This is a genomic window from Arthrobacter sp. LAPM80, assembly GCF_046736435.1.
Lineage (GTDB): Bacteria > Actinomycetota > Actinomycetes > Actinomycetales > Micrococcaceae > Specibacter.
This window is the reverse complement of record NZ_JBCHVD010000023.1, coordinates 16,697-35,817: the sequence shown is the minus strand read 5'-3', so window position 1 is coordinate 35,817 and position 19,121 is coordinate 16,697. Positions and strand designations below refer to the sequence as shown.

The 19,121-nt window shown below is 59.3% G+C and carries 14 protein-coding genes and 1 pseudogene; 9 read left to right on the top strand and 6 right to left on the bottom strand.

Annotation, left to right across the window (positions count from 1 at the left end):
* Positions 1-17 precede the first annotated feature (17 nt).
* From AAGW05_RS16725 to AAGW05_RS16705, 5 genes are read right to left on the bottom strand one after another with little or no spacing between them, the layout of a single operon-like run.
* Positions 18-2,045 carry a CocE/NonD family hydrolase gene (locus AAGW05_RS16725; protein WP_411805694.1) on the bottom strand — a complete coding sequence of 676 codons (2,028 nt, stop codon included), beginning with the start codon at positions 2,043-2,045 and terminating at the stop codon, positions 18-20.
* Positions 2,046-2,092: 47 nt separating this feature from the next.
* A complete protein-coding gene (locus AAGW05_RS16720) occupies positions 2,093-3,970 on the bottom strand; it encodes an ABC transporter ATP-binding protein (RefSeq protein WP_411805693.1) in 1,878 nt (625 codons plus the stop codon).
* Entirely contained in the window at positions 3,967-4,869 is a 903-nt protein-coding gene (locus AAGW05_RS16715; RefSeq protein WP_411805692.1) for an ABC transporter permease, read from the bottom strand. Before AAGW05_RS16715 ends, AAGW05_RS16720 begins: the two co-directional genes overlap by 4 nt.
* The gene (locus tag AAGW05_RS16710) at positions 4,866-5,825 is read right to left on the bottom strand and encodes an ABC transporter permease (protein ID WP_411805691.1); all 960 of its coding nucleotides are present in this window, start codon (positions 5,823-5,825) and stop codon (positions 4,866-4,868) included. Before AAGW05_RS16710 ends, AAGW05_RS16715 begins: the two co-directional genes overlap by 4 nt.
* A 2-nt stretch (positions 5,826-5,827) precedes the next feature.
* A complete protein-coding gene (locus tag AAGW05_RS16705; protein WP_411805690.1) occupies positions 5,828-7,417 on the bottom strand; it encodes an ABC transporter substrate-binding protein in 1,590 nt (529 codons plus the stop codon).
* 134 nt (positions 7,418-7,551) lie between these two features.
* Between AAGW05_RS16705 and AAGW05_RS16700 the strand changes: the two genes are divergently transcribed.
* Complete coding sequence (locus AAGW05_RS16700; RefSeq protein WP_411805689.1) at positions 7,552-8,949, top strand: EamA family transporter; 1,398 nt, start codon at positions 7,552-7,554, stop codon at positions 8,947-8,949.
* A gap of 134 nt (positions 8,950-9,083) precedes the next feature.
* Here the strand turns inward: AAGW05_RS16700 and AAGW05_RS16695 are convergent, their stop codons facing one another.
* Positions 9,084-9,341, bottom strand: coding sequence for a hypothetical protein (locus tag AAGW05_RS16695; RefSeq protein WP_411805688.1), 258 nt, complete (start codon positions 9,339-9,341; stop codon positions 9,084-9,086).
* Between the two features lie 1,539 nt (positions 9,342-10,880).
* Here AAGW05_RS16695 and otnK point away from each other — a divergent pair.
* From otnK to AAGW05_RS16655, 8 genes and pseudogenes are all read left to right on the top strand, one after another.
* Positions 10,881-12,128 (top strand): 3-oxo-tetronate kinase, encoded by a 1,248-nt coding sequence (gene otnK, locus AAGW05_RS16690; protein ID WP_411805687.1) that lies wholly within the window; start codon positions 10,881-10,883, stop codon positions 12,126-12,128.
* Positions 12,129-12,144: 16 nt separating this feature from the next.
* Positions 12,145-12,924: a 2-oxo-tetronate isomerase gene (gene otnI / locus AAGW05_RS16685; protein ID WP_411805686.1), complete on the top strand. Its 780-nt coding sequence runs from the start codon at positions 12,145-12,147 to the stop codon at positions 12,922-12,924.
* Positions 12,921-13,703 (top strand): DeoR/GlpR family DNA-binding transcription regulator, encoded by a 783-nt coding sequence (locus tag AAGW05_RS16680; protein WP_411805685.1) that lies wholly within the window; start codon positions 12,921-12,923, stop codon positions 13,701-13,703. The genes otnI and AAGW05_RS16680 overlap by 4 nt, the downstream gene beginning before the upstream one ends.
* Positions 13,704-13,717: 14 nt before the next feature.
* A complete protein-coding gene (denD, locus tag AAGW05_RS16675) occupies positions 13,718-14,680 on the top strand; it encodes a D-erythronate dehydrogenase (RefSeq protein WP_411805684.1) in 963 nt (320 codons plus the stop codon).
* Positions 14,681-14,711: 31 nt separating this feature from the next.
* Positions 14,712-16,163 (top strand): GntP family permease, encoded by a 1,452-nt coding sequence (locus AAGW05_RS16670; RefSeq protein ID WP_411805683.1) that lies wholly within the window; start codon positions 14,712-14,714, stop codon positions 16,161-16,163.
* Positions 16,164-16,206: 43 nt separating this feature from the next.
* Positions 16,207-16,830, top strand: coding sequence for an aldolase (locus AAGW05_RS16665; protein ID WP_411805682.1), 624 nt, complete (start codon positions 16,207-16,209; stop codon positions 16,828-16,830).
* Positions 16,831-17,114: 284 nt separating this feature from the next.
* Positions 17,115-18,486 (top strand): annotated as a pseudogene (locus tag AAGW05_RS16660) (IS1380 family transposase).
* Positions 18,487-18,536: 50 nt separating this feature from the next.
* On the top strand, positions 18,537-18,770 hold the full coding sequence (locus AAGW05_RS16655; protein ID WP_411805681.1) for a hypothetical protein: 234 nt from the start codon (positions 18,537-18,539) through the stop codon (positions 18,768-18,770).
* Positions 18,771-19,121: the final 351 nt, after the last annotated feature.

Sequence of the window (19,121 nt, the reverse complement as noted above, 5' to 3'; positions counted from 1 at the left end):
TCTCTCCCGTCTCCAGCCTAGGCCGAGGTTCTCTTGATCTCTTTTTCGAAGGTCTTCTCAAAATGAACAGCTCCGTTCAAGTATGCCCTGACCTTGTTAAACAACTGAAAATGGCTGGCGGTGGCGGAAATCCGGGACGACGTCTCAATCCGGACCTTCCAGTCATCGCGTTCCATTTCAATCAGCCATTCAGACTCGGCAACGGCGGAGAGCGGATCATTGCCTGTGATTGAGTATCGTTCCATGGCCTGCTCCCCGTAGAGCATCCCGTTGGGGTAAGAGCGGTAGCCACCGTATTTGGGATCGACTGTCAGCACCCAGGTATCCGAATCCGGCTCATAGCGGACCTCACGCTCCGGGATGACCGGCGGCGTCGGCCTGGCGGTGACGGCCAAAGGTGCTGCCTGCTCAGCCTCCTCGAACGAGGGATGCGGACCCGTCAGCACCGCACTGTCCAGGAGTCCCAGCTGCAGTTCGCAGCCTGCCAGGTCGAGGGTAACGGCGCCCTGTTCCGCATGCGGCCACAGCCAAGGCCAGTAGGTGGTGGAAAGCGCCACCCGGAGTTTGTGCCCGGCAGGCACAGTCCACGAAATGGAAGTCATCTCGATCCCCACGTCATACCACTGCCCCGGAACGAGGTCCTCCGCCTTGTCCATGCCGTTTCGCTTGGACAGATTGATGGCGCCTCGTGTGATCAGCGTTGAGGAGCCGTCCGGCGCGACGTCGGTCAGGCGAGCCATAACGTTGGCCCGAGGGACCGAGGAGGAAACGCGCAATCTTACTTTGGGGAAGCCGAGGATATTCAGGTCCTGCGTCTGCGCGGAGGTATCAAAGACCACCGAGCGGCCATCCTCGGAACGCTGGTCAGGCGGCAGGTCGGCGTCGTTCCCGAACGGGAACCACCGCCCGGCGTCAACGCCGTTGCACTGGGGGGTATTTACGATGATGTGGTTATCAGTGTCGGCGTCAAGGGTACGCAAATCGGTCCCGAACCTCAGCGAGACTTGCTCGACCTGTGGCGACGGCCAAGAATCCAGGCCCACCCAGTTGCCGTCCTTTGTGGCGTATTTGGTGGCAGGGCGGACGGATTCCTGATGGAAAATCCGCAAGGCGGGCTCCTCCATAACACCCGTGTCCTCGTCCTTAAGCCACTGGTCCCACCAGCGCAGGGTCTCTTGCAAGAATCCCATGTTCGGACCCGGGGTTCGCTCGATGTCCGGATACTGGTGTGACCAGGGCCCGATAATGCCTTTGCAGGGGGCGTCCAGATTCTCCACGAGGCGCAGTACGGCATTGCGATAGGGGTCCGCCCAACCGCCCACGGCCAACACGGCAGCTTGGATGTGCGAGTAGTCCTCGCAGACGGAACCGTGACGCCAGTAATCGTCTCGTTCCTGGTGGGACATCCAGATTTCATTGAAGGGCTGCAGCCCAGCCAAGCGCTCCTGCCACAGCTCCTTCCAGCGCTCGCCTACTACCCATGGGGCTGGCGGGCGGCTCTGGAAGGCGAACATGGTGGCCGCCCAGGCGGACATGTCGATGCCCAGCAACGCCCCGCCGTAATAGTGGACGTCGTCGGCGTAGCGATCGTCTGTGGAGCAGACGGTGACGATCGCCTTGAGCGCCTCGGGCCGTAATGCCGCGATTTGCAGTCCGTTGAAACCGCCCCAGGAGATGCCGAACATGCCGACCTTGCCCGTGGACCAGGGTTGTATGGCCAGCCAGGCGATAACCTCCAGCCCGTCCGCCTGCTCCTGCTGATGGTATTCGTCGAGCATGACGCCGTCCGAGTCGCCCGAGCCGCGCATGTCCACACGAACCGAGGCGTAGCCATGGCCGGCGTACCAGGGATGCCTCTGGGCGTCGCGGGCTGCGGTCCAGTCTCCGCGGCGGTAGGGCAGGTATTCCAACAGCACGGGCACGGGGTGCTCGGTGGCATCCTCGGGGAGCCAGATCGTGGCCGCCAGTTCAACGCCGTCGCTCATGGGAATGAACACGTTCTCAAGTACCGTGACCGTACGGGGAAACTCTGTGGTGATCTTCAACTGTGGTGTCCAATCAGGGGTGTGGAGGGTTCAGGACGGTGGTGGTGCTAATTGTTGGCAAGCTTTTCCAGCGGTGCGTGGCAGCGGATGCTGTGGGTCACGCTCACCTGGATGACAGGCGGGCGCACCGTGCGGCAAATGTCCATTACGAGCGGGCAACGGCTGGCGAAGGGGCAGCCCTGTGCGGGAGGGCCGTCGGGCACCTCGTCCTGGCCGATGGCGATGGCTGCTAAGTGGTCGTCGCCAATCTCGATGACCGAAGTAAGCAACAGGTGGGTGTATGGGTGGGACACTGCGCCGAATATTTCCCCTACGGTACCTTCCTCCACCACTCGCCCCAAGTACAGGACAATGACACGGTCGGCGATGCTGCGTACCACTGCCAGGTCGTGGGTGATGAAGAGGAAACCAATGTTGCTTTCCGTGGCCAGGCGGTCCATCAGGCGCAAGATGGAGGACTGAATCGAGACGTCAAGGGCGGAGACGATCTCGTCTGCCAAGACCAATGACGGCCCTGCCACCACGGCCCGGGCGATGCCCACGCGCTGGCGCTGGCCACCAGAAAGCTGGCCCGGCAGGCGCTCGGTGAAGTTGGCCGGCAACCCCACCTCCGCCAGTGCCTCCACGGCTGTCTTGCCCTCGACATTGAACAGGCGAAGCGGCCGCGACACGGCGTCGCGCACGGTCCGGCGCGGATTCAGGGAGGTGTCCGCATTTTGGAAAATCAACTGAACGGCGCGGCGAACGCCCTTGGCCCGTCGGGCAACCGTCGGTGCAAGCTCCATGCTGCCGTTGAGGGTGAGCTCCCCGGCCTGCCGGCTCTGCAACCCGGCAACCACGTTGGCAATGGTTGTTTTTCCAGAGCCGGACTCGCCTACCAACGCCACAATTTCCCCGGCGTGCACGTCGAGGTCGACGTCCATGACGGTGGGGGCGCTGCCGGGCTTGGGCTTGCGGTTGTAATCGACGCTGAGTCCGCGGATGCTCAGGACAAGTTCGGTTCCCTCTGGCGCCTGCCTCACATAGAGTGTGTTGTCCACGGCGCGCATTTCACCGTCCGTCTCGAAGGCATCGATGGCAGCGTCATCAAGGCTCGGCGGAATTCCGGGGACAGTGACACGCGGGACGCTGGCAAGCAGGCCCTGCGTGTACGGGTGCTGCGGTTTGTTAAGAACCGTGGTGGTATCGCCCTGCTCGACAATCTTGCCTCGCCGCATTACCGCGATGCGGTTACACATCTTGTCAATGACGCCCAGATCGTGGCTGACCAGCACCATGGTCATGCCTAATTCCTCGTGTAGACGGTTGAGCGTGTCCAGGATGGCGGCCTGGGTGACCACGTCAAGTCCAGTGGTGGGTTCGTCCAGAACCAGCACCTGCGGTCTCGCGGCAAGTGCCATGGCAATGCCGATGCGCTGTTGCTGGCCGCCTGAAAACTGATGCGGGTACTTGTCCAGCGCTTCTACGGGGCTGGGCAGCCGGACAAGTTCCAGCAGTTCGATGGAGCGGCGCCTCCGGGATTCCTTGCTGACGATGGATGCTGTGTCAAGGCGGAACGCCTCGGCAAGCTGTTCGCCGATGCGCATGGTGGGCGTCAGCGCCGCGCCTGCGTTCTGGGGAACCAGGGAGATCCGGCTGGCCCGGAATTCCCTGAGCTCCTTGCCTTTGAGCTTGAACACGTCGGTGCCGGTCAGATGGACGCTCCCGCTGGAGACGAATGATGACGTCCGCAAGGATGCCAGGAATACACCGGCCAGCGTGGACTTGCCGGATCCTGACTCCCCCACCAGTCCGAGAACCTCGCCTTGCTGGAGCTGGAGGTTAACGTTCTTGAGAACGTCCACACGCCGGGAACCGGAGGTATAGGAGATGTCAAGGTCCTTAACTTCAATGGCCAGTCCAACGCCTGTGAGCATGCTTGTCATCCCACGACCTCTTTCATACGGTCCACGCCCAGGGCCTTGGCAAGCCCGTCCGCAGCCAAGTTCAGGCCAACAATCAATGTGGCAAGGAAAACGATCGGTGCCAGGGTGGCCAGCGGCACCACGGCCATCAGGCTCCTGTTCTCGGCCACCATCAGGCCCCAGTCAGGAGTGGGAGGGTTGGCACCAAAACCTAGGAAGGAAAGCGAGCTGACCAGCAAGACCACCCAAGAGGCGCGCATGGCGAACTCCACCAACACCACATCCAGGATGTTAGGGAAGACTTCCCGGCTCAGGATGTAGAAGACGCCTTCGCCTCGGGCACGGGCGGCAACGATGAAGTCCTTTGGCATGACGTCCATTACTGCCGCGCGCACCACGCGTGTTACTCCGCCGGTGTAGACGACCACCACGGCCAGTACGATCACTGCCGGTCCGGAGCCAAAAACTGTTACCAAGACCAGCATGGCCAAGATTGCCGGGACGGCAAGGATGGAATCCAGGATCCGTGTGATGACTTGATCTACCCAGCCGCCATAGAACGCGGCCAAGCCGGCGATGATAGTGCCCAGCAGCACGGCAATTGCCGTAGAAGAGAAGCTGACGGCTAGCGCATATTGGCCGCCGTACAGAGTACGGGAAAGGATGTCCCGGCCCAGGGTGTCCGTGCCCAACGGGTACGCACCGCCAGGCAGCTGCAGCACGGCGGCGGCATTGTTTTCTGTTGGGTTGTGCGGGGAGATGATCGGTGCGAACACCGCCAGGATGACCTGGATGATCACCAGGGCAAAACCCAAGGTGGCGGACTTGGACCGCAGGATGGAGCGGGTGGTCCGGGACAGCCCGGCCCACAGGCCCGTGCCGCCGCGGGTACTTTCCACAACAATGGTTGGTGCTGTCATTTTGAGTTCCTCGGGTACCTCAGGCGCGGATTGAGCAGGGTCGCCGCAAGATCGGCGAGCAGGTTGCAAATGACAAAGGCCAGGGCACCAATGACAGTGATCAACAAGATGGTCGGCAGGTCGCGGCTCTGCACCGACGTGATCATCAGCGAACCCATGCCAGGATAGTTAAAGATGCTTTCCACGACGACGACGCCGCCGATCAACCAGGCAACGTTCATGGCCAATACGTTCAATGTAGGAAGAATGGCGCTAGGCACAACGTGCTTGATCACCAGCCTGGTCTGGGAAATCCCCTTCAGCCGTGCCGTATGCACGAAGTCTGTCTCCATCACGTCAATAACCGAGGTGCGCATCATGCGGACAATGTAGGCCGAGGCCACGAACATCAAGGACAACGACGGCAGCGTCATTGAGGGTAGGAGTTCCGAGATCGTTGCATTCTGCCCTGCCACCACCACTGCGGGGAAGATCGGTATGGTGATGGAGAACGCCAAAACCAGCAGGGTAGCCATGATGAATTCGGGAACGCTCATACCCACCAGTGCCAGCGTGGAGATCAGCGAGTCCGGCCACCGGTCACGAAACAAACCAGCCACCAGCCCGAGCACCAATGCCAACGAAAAACCAACCAGAATTGTGATGCCGGCCAGGAAAGACGTGTTCAACAAGGCGTGCCCCACCTCCGGACCCACCGGCCGGGCGCTGACAAGTGAGGTGCCGAAGTTGCCGGTAAGCGCGTGCCCCAGCCAGGAAATGAACCGCTCCACGGGAGATTGGTCCAATCCCAGCTGCTTACGGAGGGTGGCGACAGCCTCCGGCGTGGCGTTTTGTCCGAGGATCTGGGTGGCTGCATCCCCGGGCAGCGCCTGTATGGCGGCGAAGACCAGGACCGTGGAGAGCAAAATTGTGGCCAAAGCCCAGCCCAGCCGCGGAAGCACAAAACGTTTGAGCATCTTTATGCAGCCAACCCGATGTTGATGTAGTCGAACTCGAAGCCAAATTCCTTGTAGCCGGCAACCTTCTTGCTGAGCCCCACCAAACGATCGGCGAAGAACGGAGTCAGGGAGCCGCCGTCGTCTATTAGGAGCTTCTGGGCATCCTGGTAGAGCGTCTTGCGCTTGGCGTCGTCCACGGTGGCGCGGGCGTTGTCCAGAATCTTGTCAAACTGCGGATTGGAGTATGCATTCTCATTGTAGGAGGACCCGGACCGGAAGATCTGGTTCAGCAACTGGTCAATGGGTCGACCCGTGTACCAGTAGCTGGTCATTAGCGGCTTCTTCATCCACACGTCCGTGTAATAGGAGTCGGCGGCCGAGGTTTTCACGTTCAGCGTGAATCCCGAGTTTTCCACACTGCCCTTCATGGCCAGTGCCAGGGGCGTCAGGACGGAGTCGTAGGTGGACGTCCAGATGTCCACGTTCATTGAGTCCATACCGGCCTTTTTCAACAGGGACTTGGACAGCTCGGGATCGTAGTCCAAACCGTAGTCCAGGTAGTAGGCCTCCGTGGGGGGAACGGGGTTGTTCCGGGCAACGGTGCCGTTGTTGTGGACGGAAAGCTGCATGACGTCTTTGGGGTTGTAGGCATGCGCCAAGGCCAGACGGACGTTGGGGTCTTTGAATTCCGGGGAGGTGTTCAGCATGGGCACGGTGTACCACTGTGCATTTTTCACGGGAGAGACCGTGGCGATGCTGGAGGCGAGGACTGTTTGCGATGTTGCGTAGTCCAGGTTCGTCTGCGAGATCAGGTCGATCTGGCCTGCAAGCAGTGCGTTGACACGGGCTTGGGTATCTGGAATCGACGAGAACTCAATCGAGTCAAGCTTGGGCTTGTCTCCGAAGTACGCGTCATTGCGCACAATCTTGCCCGGGCCCGCGGGTGTGAAGGAGGCAAGCCTAAACGGACCGGTACCTATTCCGGACTGACCGATGGTTCCCCCGGACCCGTCCGGGATGATGTAGCAGTTGTACCCGGTCATGAGGCTTGCAAACTCTGCGTTCGGGGAGGTCAATGTGACGACGAGTGTTGTGTCATCCTTGGCCGCCGCAGACTTGGCTGTGATGAATGGCGAGAGGACACCGGCTTGCGGGCTCTTCGTGCCGGGGTCAAGGATGTGTCCGAAAGTGTAGACAACGTCCTTCGCCGTGAACGGCTTTCCATCGTGCCACGTCACACCCTTTCGGAGGTGGAACGTCCAGGTCAGCGCGTCCTTGGAGGTTTCCCAGGACTCGGCGAGGTCAGGTTGCACGGCGCCCTTGTCATCGAGGCGGACCAGGCGGTTGTAGAGCGCGCCCAGATATTCGTAGGCGGAGAGGGAACTGGCGGAATCCAGTGTTTCAGCCTTCGACGCCGGCGGGCGAGCGATCCTCAGGGTGCCGCCTGCCTTCGCCGCGGCACCGTTGCCGCCGGAGGTTGCTTGGGGAAGTGCGGAGCCGCCGGAGCAGGCTGTCAAGAAAGCGGCTGAGACGACGGCGAGGCCGGAGGCCGTCAGAACACTGCGCCGCGAAATCATGCCCCTGCCCTCAGGATTGTTCAGGTATTCCATGTGTCTGGCCTTCCACGTGATCTTTACTACTCTGGACGATCTATTTGCTGTACTGTACAAATAAATTCATCTACGGCGCAATAGTTTCGGATGAAAAAACTATAACGAATTGAAAGCGGGTGGGAGCCACGTCGGTGAGACTTGATTGGTTGCGGCGTCCGGACGTCCTCATGGTCGTCACGTCGGCACCTACCTACGTGGCCACAGGCGAGGTACTCAAAGCCGTTGACCCCTTGGACCTGACGCCACTGAGGTTCCTGATGGCCGCGGCAATCCTTGGCGTGTACTTCCTAGCCACGCGAGGAAAGCTCCTCATCCGGAAGCGGGATGTGTGGCGAGTGGTTGGCATTTCGGCCTTGGGTTACGGCGCCTACGGAACCCTGCTGAACCTCGGGCAGACAACTGTTCCCGCCGGGACCGTGAGCCTGCTTTTGAACACCTCGCCAGTGTTTGCATTCATCCTCGGCTACGTTGTCCTCGGCGAGCGGACGTCCCGGAGGGGAATTATCGGCATGGCCGTGGCCACGGTCGGTGTCGCGACCATCACGGTCTTCGGGCCCGGCGATCTCGGCTTCGACTGGAACGCCATCACGATCTTGGCTGCGGCCCTTGTCCTCGCCGCATTCCTCATCTGGCAGCAACCGGTGCTAGGGCGCGTTCCACCGGTTGAGATGGTGTTCTGGGGCTGCATTGTGGGCGGCCTGGTAACACTTCCCATGGCAAAGTTCGACATCAATCCGCAACTTTGGGGAGTCCGGACCATCATTGCCATGGCCGTCCTGGTGGTGGGCAGCACCGTGTTGGCCTACTCATTCTGGAACCTGACCCTGGCGGGCACCAGTGTCGCCGAAGGGGGATCACTGCTCTTCGCTGTTCCACTATTCTCAATGGCACTCGGCTGGCTGATCCTCGGCCAGATTCCCACCTTGGCATCTATTCTCGGCGGCTGTATCGCCCTCGTCGGCGTCATGCTTCTGGGTAGGGCCCAAAACATCCCTCACCAGCCCGACAAGGAAGATGAAGTCTTGACCACCTCCCCCGTTGTTGAAGAAGTCGTATCCGTGGCCATTACGCCCGAGCAGCAGGCGTCCCTGGACGCGTTAGTTGATCAGGCGATAGCCGAGGTTGGCGCCCGGCTGGCGACCATTTCACTCTGGCGCCCTGTCACAGGCGACCTAATCCGGATCTACACGTCGCTTCCGGAGATCTACCGTGTTGGCGGGATCTCAGCCGAGCTCGGAATCGATTGGACTGAGCAATGCGTGGCGCGCATGGAATCTTTCATTGCCGAGTCGCCAGACGACCTGCAATCCGACGCCTTTGAGCACCACGACACCTTAGCTGCACTTCGTCTCGGAGCCGGGATCAACGCAGTCGTCCAACATCAAGGACGCTTCCTTGGCTGTCTAAACCTCATGGATGCGCCAGGCAGCTACACACACGAAGACCTCGCCCGGGCTCAGATCTTTGCCGAATGGCTGGCCCCGGTGATGAATGCAATTTCTTCACACATGGGTACCGTCAATACCTGACATTCACAGCTCCCTGCATTGTTTCGACCACCAATTCTAGGGGAGTGAAGTAGCTCTTGGCCAAGGATCTACTAGCCCAAAATGCCGGAACGGATGCCCCCTGACGACCGTGGATGCCATTCTACGCAACCCGGTTACTGCCTGCCCTCGGCCTGACGCTTTACGGACTTGGCCCGTACCCAGATCACAACCACAAAGACCAGCGAAAGTATGCCAATTGCCAGCAGCAGTGACACAAGCCCAAAGCTGCCGGTGGCTGCAGCCACCGCGCTGACATGGCAAAGAACCACTCCCACAAGGGCGGTAACAACAAGGTTGCGCTTCCAAGCCCCAACACCGCAATCGGTCAGCGTCGCCATGGTGCCTGCAGCCCCCGCTTCCGACTCAAACAACTGAGCGATGAATACGCACAATATGGGGCACCAACGCCAAGGCAGGGTTTCCCGGCCAGTTAGAGAAGACAGCGGCGATTGTGAAGACACCGAAGTCAAGTAGAAGACCCTACTTTCATCCACCACGGGTCAAGACCACCCCCCGTTACCCCAACAGCACTCGCCTGGCCCCCAAATTTCGAGCCCTAGGCCTCCGGGTGACTACGCTGGATCATCGGCTGCCTACTCCTAATTCTTTGCCCTCCTTGTATCCACGTTAATCGTGCTGAGGGTTATGAGCGACGGGACCCCGGGCGTACTGCTCGGCCTTATGGTCGGAGCCAACCTCGCCCTCATGGGGGCAAGTTCTCTAGCTTTAATCCTGGGAAGCAGGCTCTTCAGAGGGCACCATTCACACGCCTGACCCAGTCCGTCCGCGCATCAACTCGACCATGGACGCTGCCCAGGTCGCGCGAATATCGATGACGTCCCTTGTCTCAATAGAAACAAGGGAGTGGGCGACGATTCCCCGCGCGGAACTGCCAGAGTGCGACATTTCAGTTACAGCTCTCGCTTGATCCGCGGGGCCGTCTCCGAGGGTAAAATGGGCAACATAGACGATGAACCTCCACGCGATTGCGCGTCGTACACTTGAGCCATTTTGCCGAGGCATGAACCCGTTCCCAGATAGTGGGGCTGGCTCACGAAGAGGCACTCCCCCTTTACTCCCCCCTTTTCAAACTCAAACTACCGTTGCCTACGGCATGTCATCGCCCTTGTAATCGCCCAAAGTTCCCTAAAACTCAGTGTTTTTGAGGGTCAGCGACACACCATAACACCTAGGTGGTGAGATTCTCTTGGTCGTGGGTTCAATTCTCGCCCGGGGCACCCTCATGGTCCTGACCTAGGGTTATGTTCCGCAGGCCAGCGGCGTTTGAGGCTAAAAACGGCCCAACTCCCCCTTTAAAGCAAAATTTTCCTCAAGAATCACTCCCACTTTTGCGGCTCAGCGGGAGAACGTGTTGTCCACAGAGGCCATACCTAAGGACTTGGGCAACTATGCGCGAGCCAACCTGTAACGGCGATTCATCGTTGTTCAAGTGCGACCAGCCCCCATATCTCTAAAGCCCACCAACGTGGGACCTGTTGTCTACCCAGATGCCATCGACCCTGTCGCCACCTTAGGTATCGAGGACAACTCAGCCAAAAGACCACATGGATAGGCAGAATAGTTGAGCCCGGCGCATCCGTCAGCGCAGACCAATGCTTTGTGCGCGGACCCCGAATTCCTCACCGCAAAAGGCCTAGGCACCGGCTTGGTCGATGGCCATTCCCGGGCGTGTGAGGCACATGGCAATGATGTGAAAATGTGTGAATAAAATCCAAGTGATAGCAAGTCGGCAACGCCCCGATTTCAACACTAACAAGCAAACTTGCGAACCATACTGACAGTGCGCCGTCCAAAGTAAGACGGGCTGTTGGCACTTTCGTGTGATGATGTGATAAATTTTGTGAAAATTGCTACGAGCGGTGTTTTGCCGCAACACACTGGGAGTGAACATGGGTGTTCAGCTGGGCGTAATCGCGGACGACTTTACTGGCGGAACCGACATTGCGAGTTTTCTCGTGGCCAACGGGGTGAAGACCATTCAGGTATCGGGCGCCGAGTCTATTGACCCCTTTAACGACGACGTCCAAGCCATCGTTGTCAGCCTCAAAAGCCGCTCCAACCCGGCCAACGAAGCGATAGCGCAGTCGCTCCAAGCCCTGGAACTGCTCAAAGCTGCTGGTGCCCGGCAAGTGTTTTTCAAGTATTGCTCGACCTTCGACAGCACCGCACAAGGAAATATCGGGCCAGTCACCGATGCCCTGCTCGATGCCTTGAACGAGGACTTTACCGTGGTCTGCCCCGCGTTGCCGGTCAACGGACGCACCACGTATCAGGGAGTCCTCTTCGTCAATGGAGCACCCCTCAACGAGTCGGGCATGCGTAACCACCCGGTCACCCCAATGACGGATTCAAACCTCGTGAGACTCATGGACGGCCAGGCACGGGGCACCACAGGCCTGGTTCCGCTGCAGGTCGTAGAACGTGGAACCGAGGCTGTCACTGAGGCCCTAGCCGCACTGAAGGCTGCGGGTAACCGCTATGCCGTACTCGACGCCCTCAACGACCAGCACCTGAGTGTTCTGGGCGCGGCTGTGACCGAGATGCGTTTGGTGACAGGAGGTTCCGGACTTGGCGGGGCTATTGCACGATCCCTGCCGGACGAGGTCAAGGGCCGGCAAACAGCATTCACTCCCAAATCCGGACCGGCCGTGATTCTGTCAGGGTCCTGCTCGGTCATGACCAACGACCAAGTTGCCGACTACAAGACTAAGGGGCCGTCCTTGTCGGTGGATGTCGATCGGCTCATGACGTCGCCCGGAGGCTACGACGAGGAAGTGCTGTCGTGGTTTAATGAACGGTCCGGCTCCATTCCGGCACCGCTAATTTTCGCCACATCCGGCCCTGCCGAGGTACAGCGTCTCCAGCAGAGTTACGGTTCAGCCGAATCCAGCCACGCCATAGAAGAATTCTTTGGCCGCATCGCCGTCGCACTGGTAGCCGGAGGAGTCCAGCGCGTGATAGTTGCTGGCGGTGAAACCTCTGGATCTGTCACGACGGCTTTGGGCATAACGGGATTTGAAGTGGGAGCCCCGATCGCACCAGGTGTCCCCTGGGTCCGGTCATTGGATGGATCGGTGGACCTAGCTTTGAAATCAGGAAACTTCGGAACCGTCGATTTCTTTAGCCAAGCCCAGTAAGAGGAGGAACGTCAAAATGCCCAAATTTGCAGCAAACCTGTCCATGATGTTCACAGAAGTGCCGTTTCTGCAGCGTTTCAAGGCTGCAGCGGACGCCGGATTCGACGCAGTCGAGTACCTTTTCCCGTACGACCACACCCAAACCCAGATCGCCGAACAACTGGAGGCGCACGGCCTCGAGCAGGCACTGTTCAATGCCTATGCCGGGGACTGGGACAGTGGCGAACGCGGACTGGCCTCATTGGCAGGGCGCCAGCAGGACTTCCGGGAATCGATCGCTCAAGCATTGGAGTATGCGCACACGTTGGGTTGCCCTAAGGTCCACATTATGGCAGGCATCGCTGAGGTTACCGAGGCAACCCGGGCCCTGTATGTGGAGAATCTGCAATATGCGGCTGACCAGGCAGCTGCCCGCAACATCGAGGTATTGATCGAGCCGATCAATACTCGAGACATGCCGGGATATTTCTTGGGCAGCGTGGCGCAGGCTATCGATTTGCTTGACAGGATCGATCGGCCCAACGCTCGCTTGCAATTTGATTATTACCACGCCCAAATCACGTCGGGCGATGTCACCATGCTCATGCGTGATTCCATGGAGCGCATCGGGCACATCCAAATTGCTTCTGTGCCAGAACGCAATGAGCCCGATACCGGTGAGCTGAACTATCCCTATGTACTGGCTGCCTTGGACGCAGCTGGCTACGACGGATGGGTTGGCTGCGAGTATCGCCCTGCCGGTGAAACAGCTTCCGGACTCGGCTGGCTGGCATCCTACCGAAACGAGCCCAAATGATCCCCCTCGAACGGCAACGTGCCATCTTGCAGATGCTCGAAGACCATGGCAGCGTCAGTATTAACAGTCTTGTTGAGGCCTTGGGTGTCTCCCATATGACGGTACGCCGAGATATTCACCGGCTGGAAGAAATGGGCCGTGTTGTCTCGGTTCTTGGCGGTGTCAGCAGGCCGGAACGTCTGGCCTTGGACCAATCCCACACTGTCAAGGAAGGGTTGAAGCAAGCCGAGAAACTGGCCATTGCGCAGGCGGCCGTGGGACGCGTCCAGCCGGGCAACGTGGTATTCCTCGATGCGGGCACCACCACCTTGGCGATTGCCCAACTTCTGGCGCCGATGCCGAACATGGTCTTCATTACCAACGACTTGTCTATTGCGCTCAGCTTGGCGGAACGCTCGAGCAACGAACTTTTCTTCGCGGGCGGCGCACTGGACCGAGCGAACCTTTCTTCGGATGGTTCGCTGACGGCCCGGATGGTTGCCCAGTTCAATGTGGATGTCGCGTTTACCTCGACGTCCTCCTTCGATTTGCGCGGTACTTCCGTGCCCACGGACGCCAAATTGGCGGTCAAACGGGCCATCAAAGACTCTGCCGCTCGAACCATCCTGGTGTGCGACAGCAGCAAGTACGGCCGGGTGGCCAATTTACATGCAGTAAAGCTCACAGACATCGACGAGATCATTACCGATTCCGGTCTTGCCGATTCAGCGGTCGAGAAAATCAAGGAACTCGGCATTCCCTTGACCTTGGCTGATCCCCGCGTCGATTCCCCACACTAAAGAGAGTTTCAAAGATGAAAATTATAGTTACAGGCGGCGGCGGATTCCTCGGAAGCCGCGTCATCGAACTCCTGCTGGAACGCAAGGATGCCGGGATCGGTGCCGTGGAATTCGACGAAATAGTGTCCCTCGACTTGGCCGAGTGCCCCGTCGATGATTCACGTGTCACCTCAATCAAGGGCAGCATTGGCGACATCGAGCTGCTGCACCAGCTGGTCACGCAGGACACGGTGGGAATTTTCCACCTCGCGGCCGTGCTCAGCGGTGGTTCGGAGGACGATTTCGATCTGGCCATGAATGTTAATGTCGATGGCACTCGCGCCCTGCTCCAGGCAGCGCGGAATATCCAGGCTACTCCCCGCTTTGTCTTTACCAGCTCACTGGCTGTCTTCGGCGGTGCAATGCCGGAAATCGTGCCGGAGAACATGGCTACGCAACCGGAATCGACCTATGGGATGGTCAAGTCAATCGGCGAACTGCTGGTCAACGAGTACACGCGCAAGGGTTACATCGACGGACGCATCTGCCGCCTCCCTACCATTTCCGTGCGCCCCGGCCAACCGAATAGCGCAGCCTCTTCCTTTGCCAGTTCCATCATTCGCGAGCCGCTCAATGGAAGCGAATCAGTGTGCCCGGTTCCGGTAGAGACGAAGATGTGGCTTTCATCCCCCAACGCCGCGGTCACCAACCTGGTCCATGCCTTTGAACTTGGTGGAGACCTTCTGGGCGGGTGGCGCGTATTGAACGTCCCGGGCTTGAGCGTCACTGCCGGAGAAATGCTCGAAAGTCTGGAGCGGGTGGGAGGCCAAGCGGCACGAGATCTCGTGAGCATCAACTACGACGCAAGGATTGATGCCATTGTTGGATCCTGGCCCGGCGCCTTCGACGTGACGCGCACGCGGGAACTCGGTTTTGTTTCCGACTCTGGTTTCGATCAGGTGGTCCAGCAATACCACGATGATTTCATCGCAAACTAAGCCCTCATCTCCATAACCTAGGAATATCACCATGAATTTTGCGGTTGAAACCATCGCAACGGTCACCCCCGCCGCCATAGTCGGGCTGGTCGTTGCCATTGCAGTACTTATTGTCCTTGTGCTCAAAACAAAAGTGCACGCACTTCTTGCTCTGATCATTGCGGCGTCCATTGCTGCTCTGGCAGCCGGTATGACACCGGATGTGGCTGTAGCCTCCATCACCAAGGGATTCGGCTCAACGCTTGCAACCATCGGTCTGGTGGTTGGCTTCGGCGTCATGATGGGGCGCATCCTCGAGGTCTCCGGAGCAGCCGAAAAGCTGGCCATCACCATGATTCGTTGGCTCGGCAATAAGCGTGAGGAATGGGCGCTGTCTGTCGCCGGCTACATCATCTCCATCCCGATTTTTGTCGACAGTGCTTTCGTGATCCTCACGCCCCTGGTCAAGGCACTGGCCACCAGCACCGGCCGCTCAAGGCTGACGTTGGGCATTGCCATGGCTGGCGGCATGGTACTTACCCACCATGCTGTTCCGCCGACCCCCGGCCCGCTCGGTGCTGCGGGCATCTACGGTGTCTCCATCGGTGAAATGATTCTCTACGGCGTATTGCTCACCGTGCCTGCCTTGGTGACTGTAACGCTCTATGCACGGTTTGCCGGACCCAGGATCGAAGCGATGGCACCCATCCCGGCCGTTGTGATGTCCGGTGGCGGGGGCAATGTCTTGCCAGTAGCCGACGGAAAAACCAGCGCCAAGGAAGCCTTCCAGGAATTCAACGACCTTGCCGACGAACGTCTGAAGGTCCTCCCGTCTTTGTTCTTGTCAGTGCTTCCCATCCTTGCTCCCATTGTTCTAATCTTCCTGAACACCGCCATCTCTGCCGTGGCCAAGACCACCGAAGACGTCGTCCCGGCACTCCTTGTCCAGATTGCCTCCTTCATGGGCAACCCCGTGATTGCCGTCGGCCTCGGTGTAATTCTTGCCATCTACGGGCTGGCCCGCCAGATGGACCGCAGCAGCGTTCTTGCAGAAATGGAAAAGGGCGTCGAATCCGCTGGCATCATCTTGTTGGTCACCGGCGCCGGTGGCGCACTCGGAGCAGTTCTTCGCGATAGCGGTGTTGGCGATGCCATCGGCGCGTGGGTATCCACCATGCCGCTGCCCAGCATCCTTATCCCGTTCCTGATTGCAACCATGGTACGACTGGTTCAAGGTAGCGGAACGGTTGCCATCATTACCTCTGCTTCCCTGTCTGCACCAATTTTGGCCCAAATCCCGGACGTCAACATGGTTCTCGCTGCACAGGCAGCATGCTTGGGCGCCATGGTCTTCAGCTACTTCAATGACAGCCTGTTCTGGGTGGTCAACCGTATGCTAGGCGTCACCGATGTCAAGCGGCAGATTCTGACGTGGTCCATTCCAACCACAATTGCATGGGCGACGGCGCTGGTCACCATCCTGATCGCCGACGCCGTCCTCTGATGTGTTCATACCTGCCAACTAACAACAAAACAAAGGGCACCAAGTGAAGTTTCTCGAAACAAGGGAAGAACTGGTGAAACTGGCGGCGAGCCTGTTCAATCGTGGTTACTCGGTCGGCAGTGCTGGCAACATCAGCGTCCGGGTAGCCGACGGCTACCTGATGACCCCCACGAATTCATCATTGGGACGGTTGAATGCCGGTCGATTGTCGTTTCTGGATTCAGAGTGGAACCATATTTCCGGAGATGCCCCCTCCAAGGAAGTGGTCATGCACCGCGCCATGTATCAGGCGCGCCCGGGCATTGGCGCCGTCGTTCATTTGCACTCCACGCATGTGACCGCCCTTAGCTGCCTGGCACCAAGTGAGGAACCGTTGTTCCAGCCGCACACCCCCTATCTGGTGATGCGACTGGGCGAATACATTCCATTGGTTCCCTATTACAAGCCGGGCGACCCCAACATGGAGTCGGACATTTTCGAGGCGGCCATGGACGCCAAGGCCATTATTCTGGGCAACCACGGAAGCATTGTGGCCGGGCCAACCTTGGTCCATGCCGTGGATTCTGCCGAGGAATTGGAAGTTTCCGCAAAGATCGCCTTGCTGTTGCGTGGTCGGGACACACGGCCACTGACGTCCGCCGAGGTCCGGGCCCTCATGAACAGCTGATGTGGCGACATTTGCGTCCTGCAGGGTAGGCGGCGAGAACGCCGGTGGCGTTCTCGCCGCCTACCCTGCAGTGGATCACCGTGATTCATCACCAAGGATCGCCATCACTGAGCCGGAAATGGACCTCAAGGGGCTTGCGTGACTGCGTACCGCGGCCAGCTAACCCAGGGTTTTCATGATGGGGTGGCTGTGGCAGCGTGTTAAACAGGCGAAAGGGTGCTCGTTGCTGGGAAAATAGTGGTGTCTAAGCCATTATTTTCTTGCTGCAAGGGGGCACCCTTTCGATGCTTAAGAATACCGGAATTTTTCCCGCCCCGGCTCTCGCCACGACGGACCAGTCGCTGCTCTCGCATGCCGGGTTGAACGTGCTCACCTCGTTCGTTGATGCGCTGGACTTCCGTGAGTTGTGTGAGGAGCGTTTGGACCAGCTTGTCCCGTCCGGTGCTACGCACCGGCCCGGCACGATCCTGGGTTCGTTGGCGCTGATGCTCGCCGGTGGCGGCGAGCACGTCAGCTACCTGGACATCCTGCGCACCAGCCCCGGAGTGTTCGGCAAGGTCGCCTCGAACGCGACGGTCTCACGCCAGCTGCGGTCGCGTGTGGGCGGCTGCCGGGGACCGCAACCCAGCCCTGCGGGCCACCGCCTTGGACCCGCTCATCCTGGATCTGGACGCCACCCTCGCAACCTCGCACAGCGAGAAGGAACAAGCCCTCGGCACCTACAAGGGCGGGTATGGGTTCGCGTCTTTCGTTGCCAGCATTGACTACGGGCGCGGTTTCGGGACCGGTGAGATCCTGGCCGTGGCCATGCGCCCCGGCAATGCCGGTGCGAACAGTGCCGATGACCACATCAAAATCTTTACCGCCGCTATGGCCCAACTCCCCGAAGACTTCTACGACGACGACGGAAAGCTGATCGGGGAGAAGATTCTGGTGCGCACCGACAGCGCCGGCTCCTCCCGAAAGTTCCTCAACTACCTCTCCGTGTTGGGGGTGCAATTCAGTGTTTCCTACCCGGTGCCAGTGGCCAAGGCCCGCATGGTGGGCTGGATCAGCAACAAATAGTACTGGGAACCCGCCCTCGATGTGGCCGGGGAGGAACGTGAAAACGCATGGGTCGTTAACGCCACCGACGTCATGGAACTCACGGACTACCCGGAAGGAACGACCCTCTACCTTCGCGCCGAACCGCTCCATCCCGGCGCCCAGGCCACCCTGTTGGATACCGACGGGCACCGAGTGACCGCGTTTCTCACGAACTCCCCACGCTGGCACGGCCCCACCCTGGATGCCCGCCAGCGGGGCCGGGGCAGGTGTGAGAACCGGATCAAAACGTTGAAGAACACCGGGCTCGGCAAGCTGCCCTTCTACGATTTCAACGCGAACCAGGCCTGGGTGAATATTGCTGCCCTGGCCATGAACCTGGTTTCCTGGCTGCAACTGGCAGCACTGCCCAACGGCCACACCGCCAAGAATTGGTACATGAAACGGTGGCGGTACCGGCTCTTCGCCACCGCAGGGAAACTCATCACACGCGCCCGCCGGACGTGGCTGCTCCTCCCCGAGCACGCGCCAGAGGCCAGCATAATCACCACGATCCTGGCCGCCATCAGCGAACTCAAACAGCGCCGAAGAAAGCTCCCGCTACTGGCCTGAGGCAAACCCTGGCCAACACCTACAACCCACTGCACGAACACAACGGAAACGTGGAAACCGACGCCCACCCAGCAACCACAGGCCCTACATTCATGCCCAAAACCGGAAAACCGGCCCGGAAGGAAATCAAATTCCCACCGAGCCGCCAACCCGACCACCCTGAAAAATCCGGGCTAACTCCTACCGGTCAAATGTGGAATACCGCTGGCCACGCTTTGGGTTCGGAATACATCAACTTTGCGGCGGGCGACAGCATTTTTCAGCTTTTGCGGAACAGTGAATAAATTGCTCACTTGCGAGCAACCGCAATCAATAATCTAAGCGAAGGGTCTGCTCAAGTCTTGTGGCGACACAGGATTTAATTGGCTTCAGAATCCAGAGTGTAGCCTCGGTCTGAATCCGCAGGGCGGTCTCCGACCGTAAAATGGCCAACGTGGACGACCCCCTCCAAGCGATCGGGCACCACACACGTGGCCCCCTATGCCCAGAAATTGAACCCGTACCCGGACTGCGCCGCTGGCTCACGAAGGGGCGCTCCCCCTATTCAAACAAAAACAATCACCATCCACGGCATATCATCAGCGTTGAAATCGCCCAAAAGTCCCTAGAACTCAATGTTTTTGAGAGTCAACAAC

Coding starts and splice junctions, on each gene's coding strand:
- AAGW05_RS16670 (WP_411805683.1), top strand. CDS start 14,712: ATGAATTTTGCGGTTGAAACCATCGCAACGGTCACCCCCGCCGCCATA.
- AAGW05_RS16705 (WP_411805690.1), bottom strand. CDS start 7,417: ATGGAATACCTGAACAATCCTGAGGGCAGGGGCATGATTTCGCGGCGC.
- AAGW05_RS16720 (WP_411805693.1), bottom strand. CDS start 3,970: ATGACAAGCATGCTCACAGGCGTTGGACTGGCCATTGAAGTTAAGGAC.
- denD (WP_411805684.1), top strand. CDS start 13,718: ATGAAAATTATAGTTACAGGCGGCGGCGGATTCCTCGGAAGCCGCGTC.
- AAGW05_RS16680 (WP_411805685.1), top strand. CDS start 12,921: ATGATCCCCCTCGAACGGCAACGTGCCATCTTGCAGATGCTCGAAGAC.
- AAGW05_RS16710 (WP_411805691.1), bottom strand. CDS start 5,825: ATGCTCAAACGTTTTGTGCTTCCGCGGCTGGGCTGGGCTTTGGCCACA.
- otnI (WP_411805686.1), top strand. CDS start 12,145: ATGCCCAAATTTGCAGCAAACCTGTCCATGATGTTCACAGAAGTGCCG.
- otnK (WP_411805687.1), top strand. CDS start 10,881: ATGGGTGTTCAGCTGGGCGTAATCGCGGACGACTTTACTGGCGGAACC.
- AAGW05_RS16715 (WP_411805692.1), bottom strand. CDS start 4,869: ATGACAGCACCAACCATTGTTGTGGAAAGTACCCGCGGCGGCACGGGC.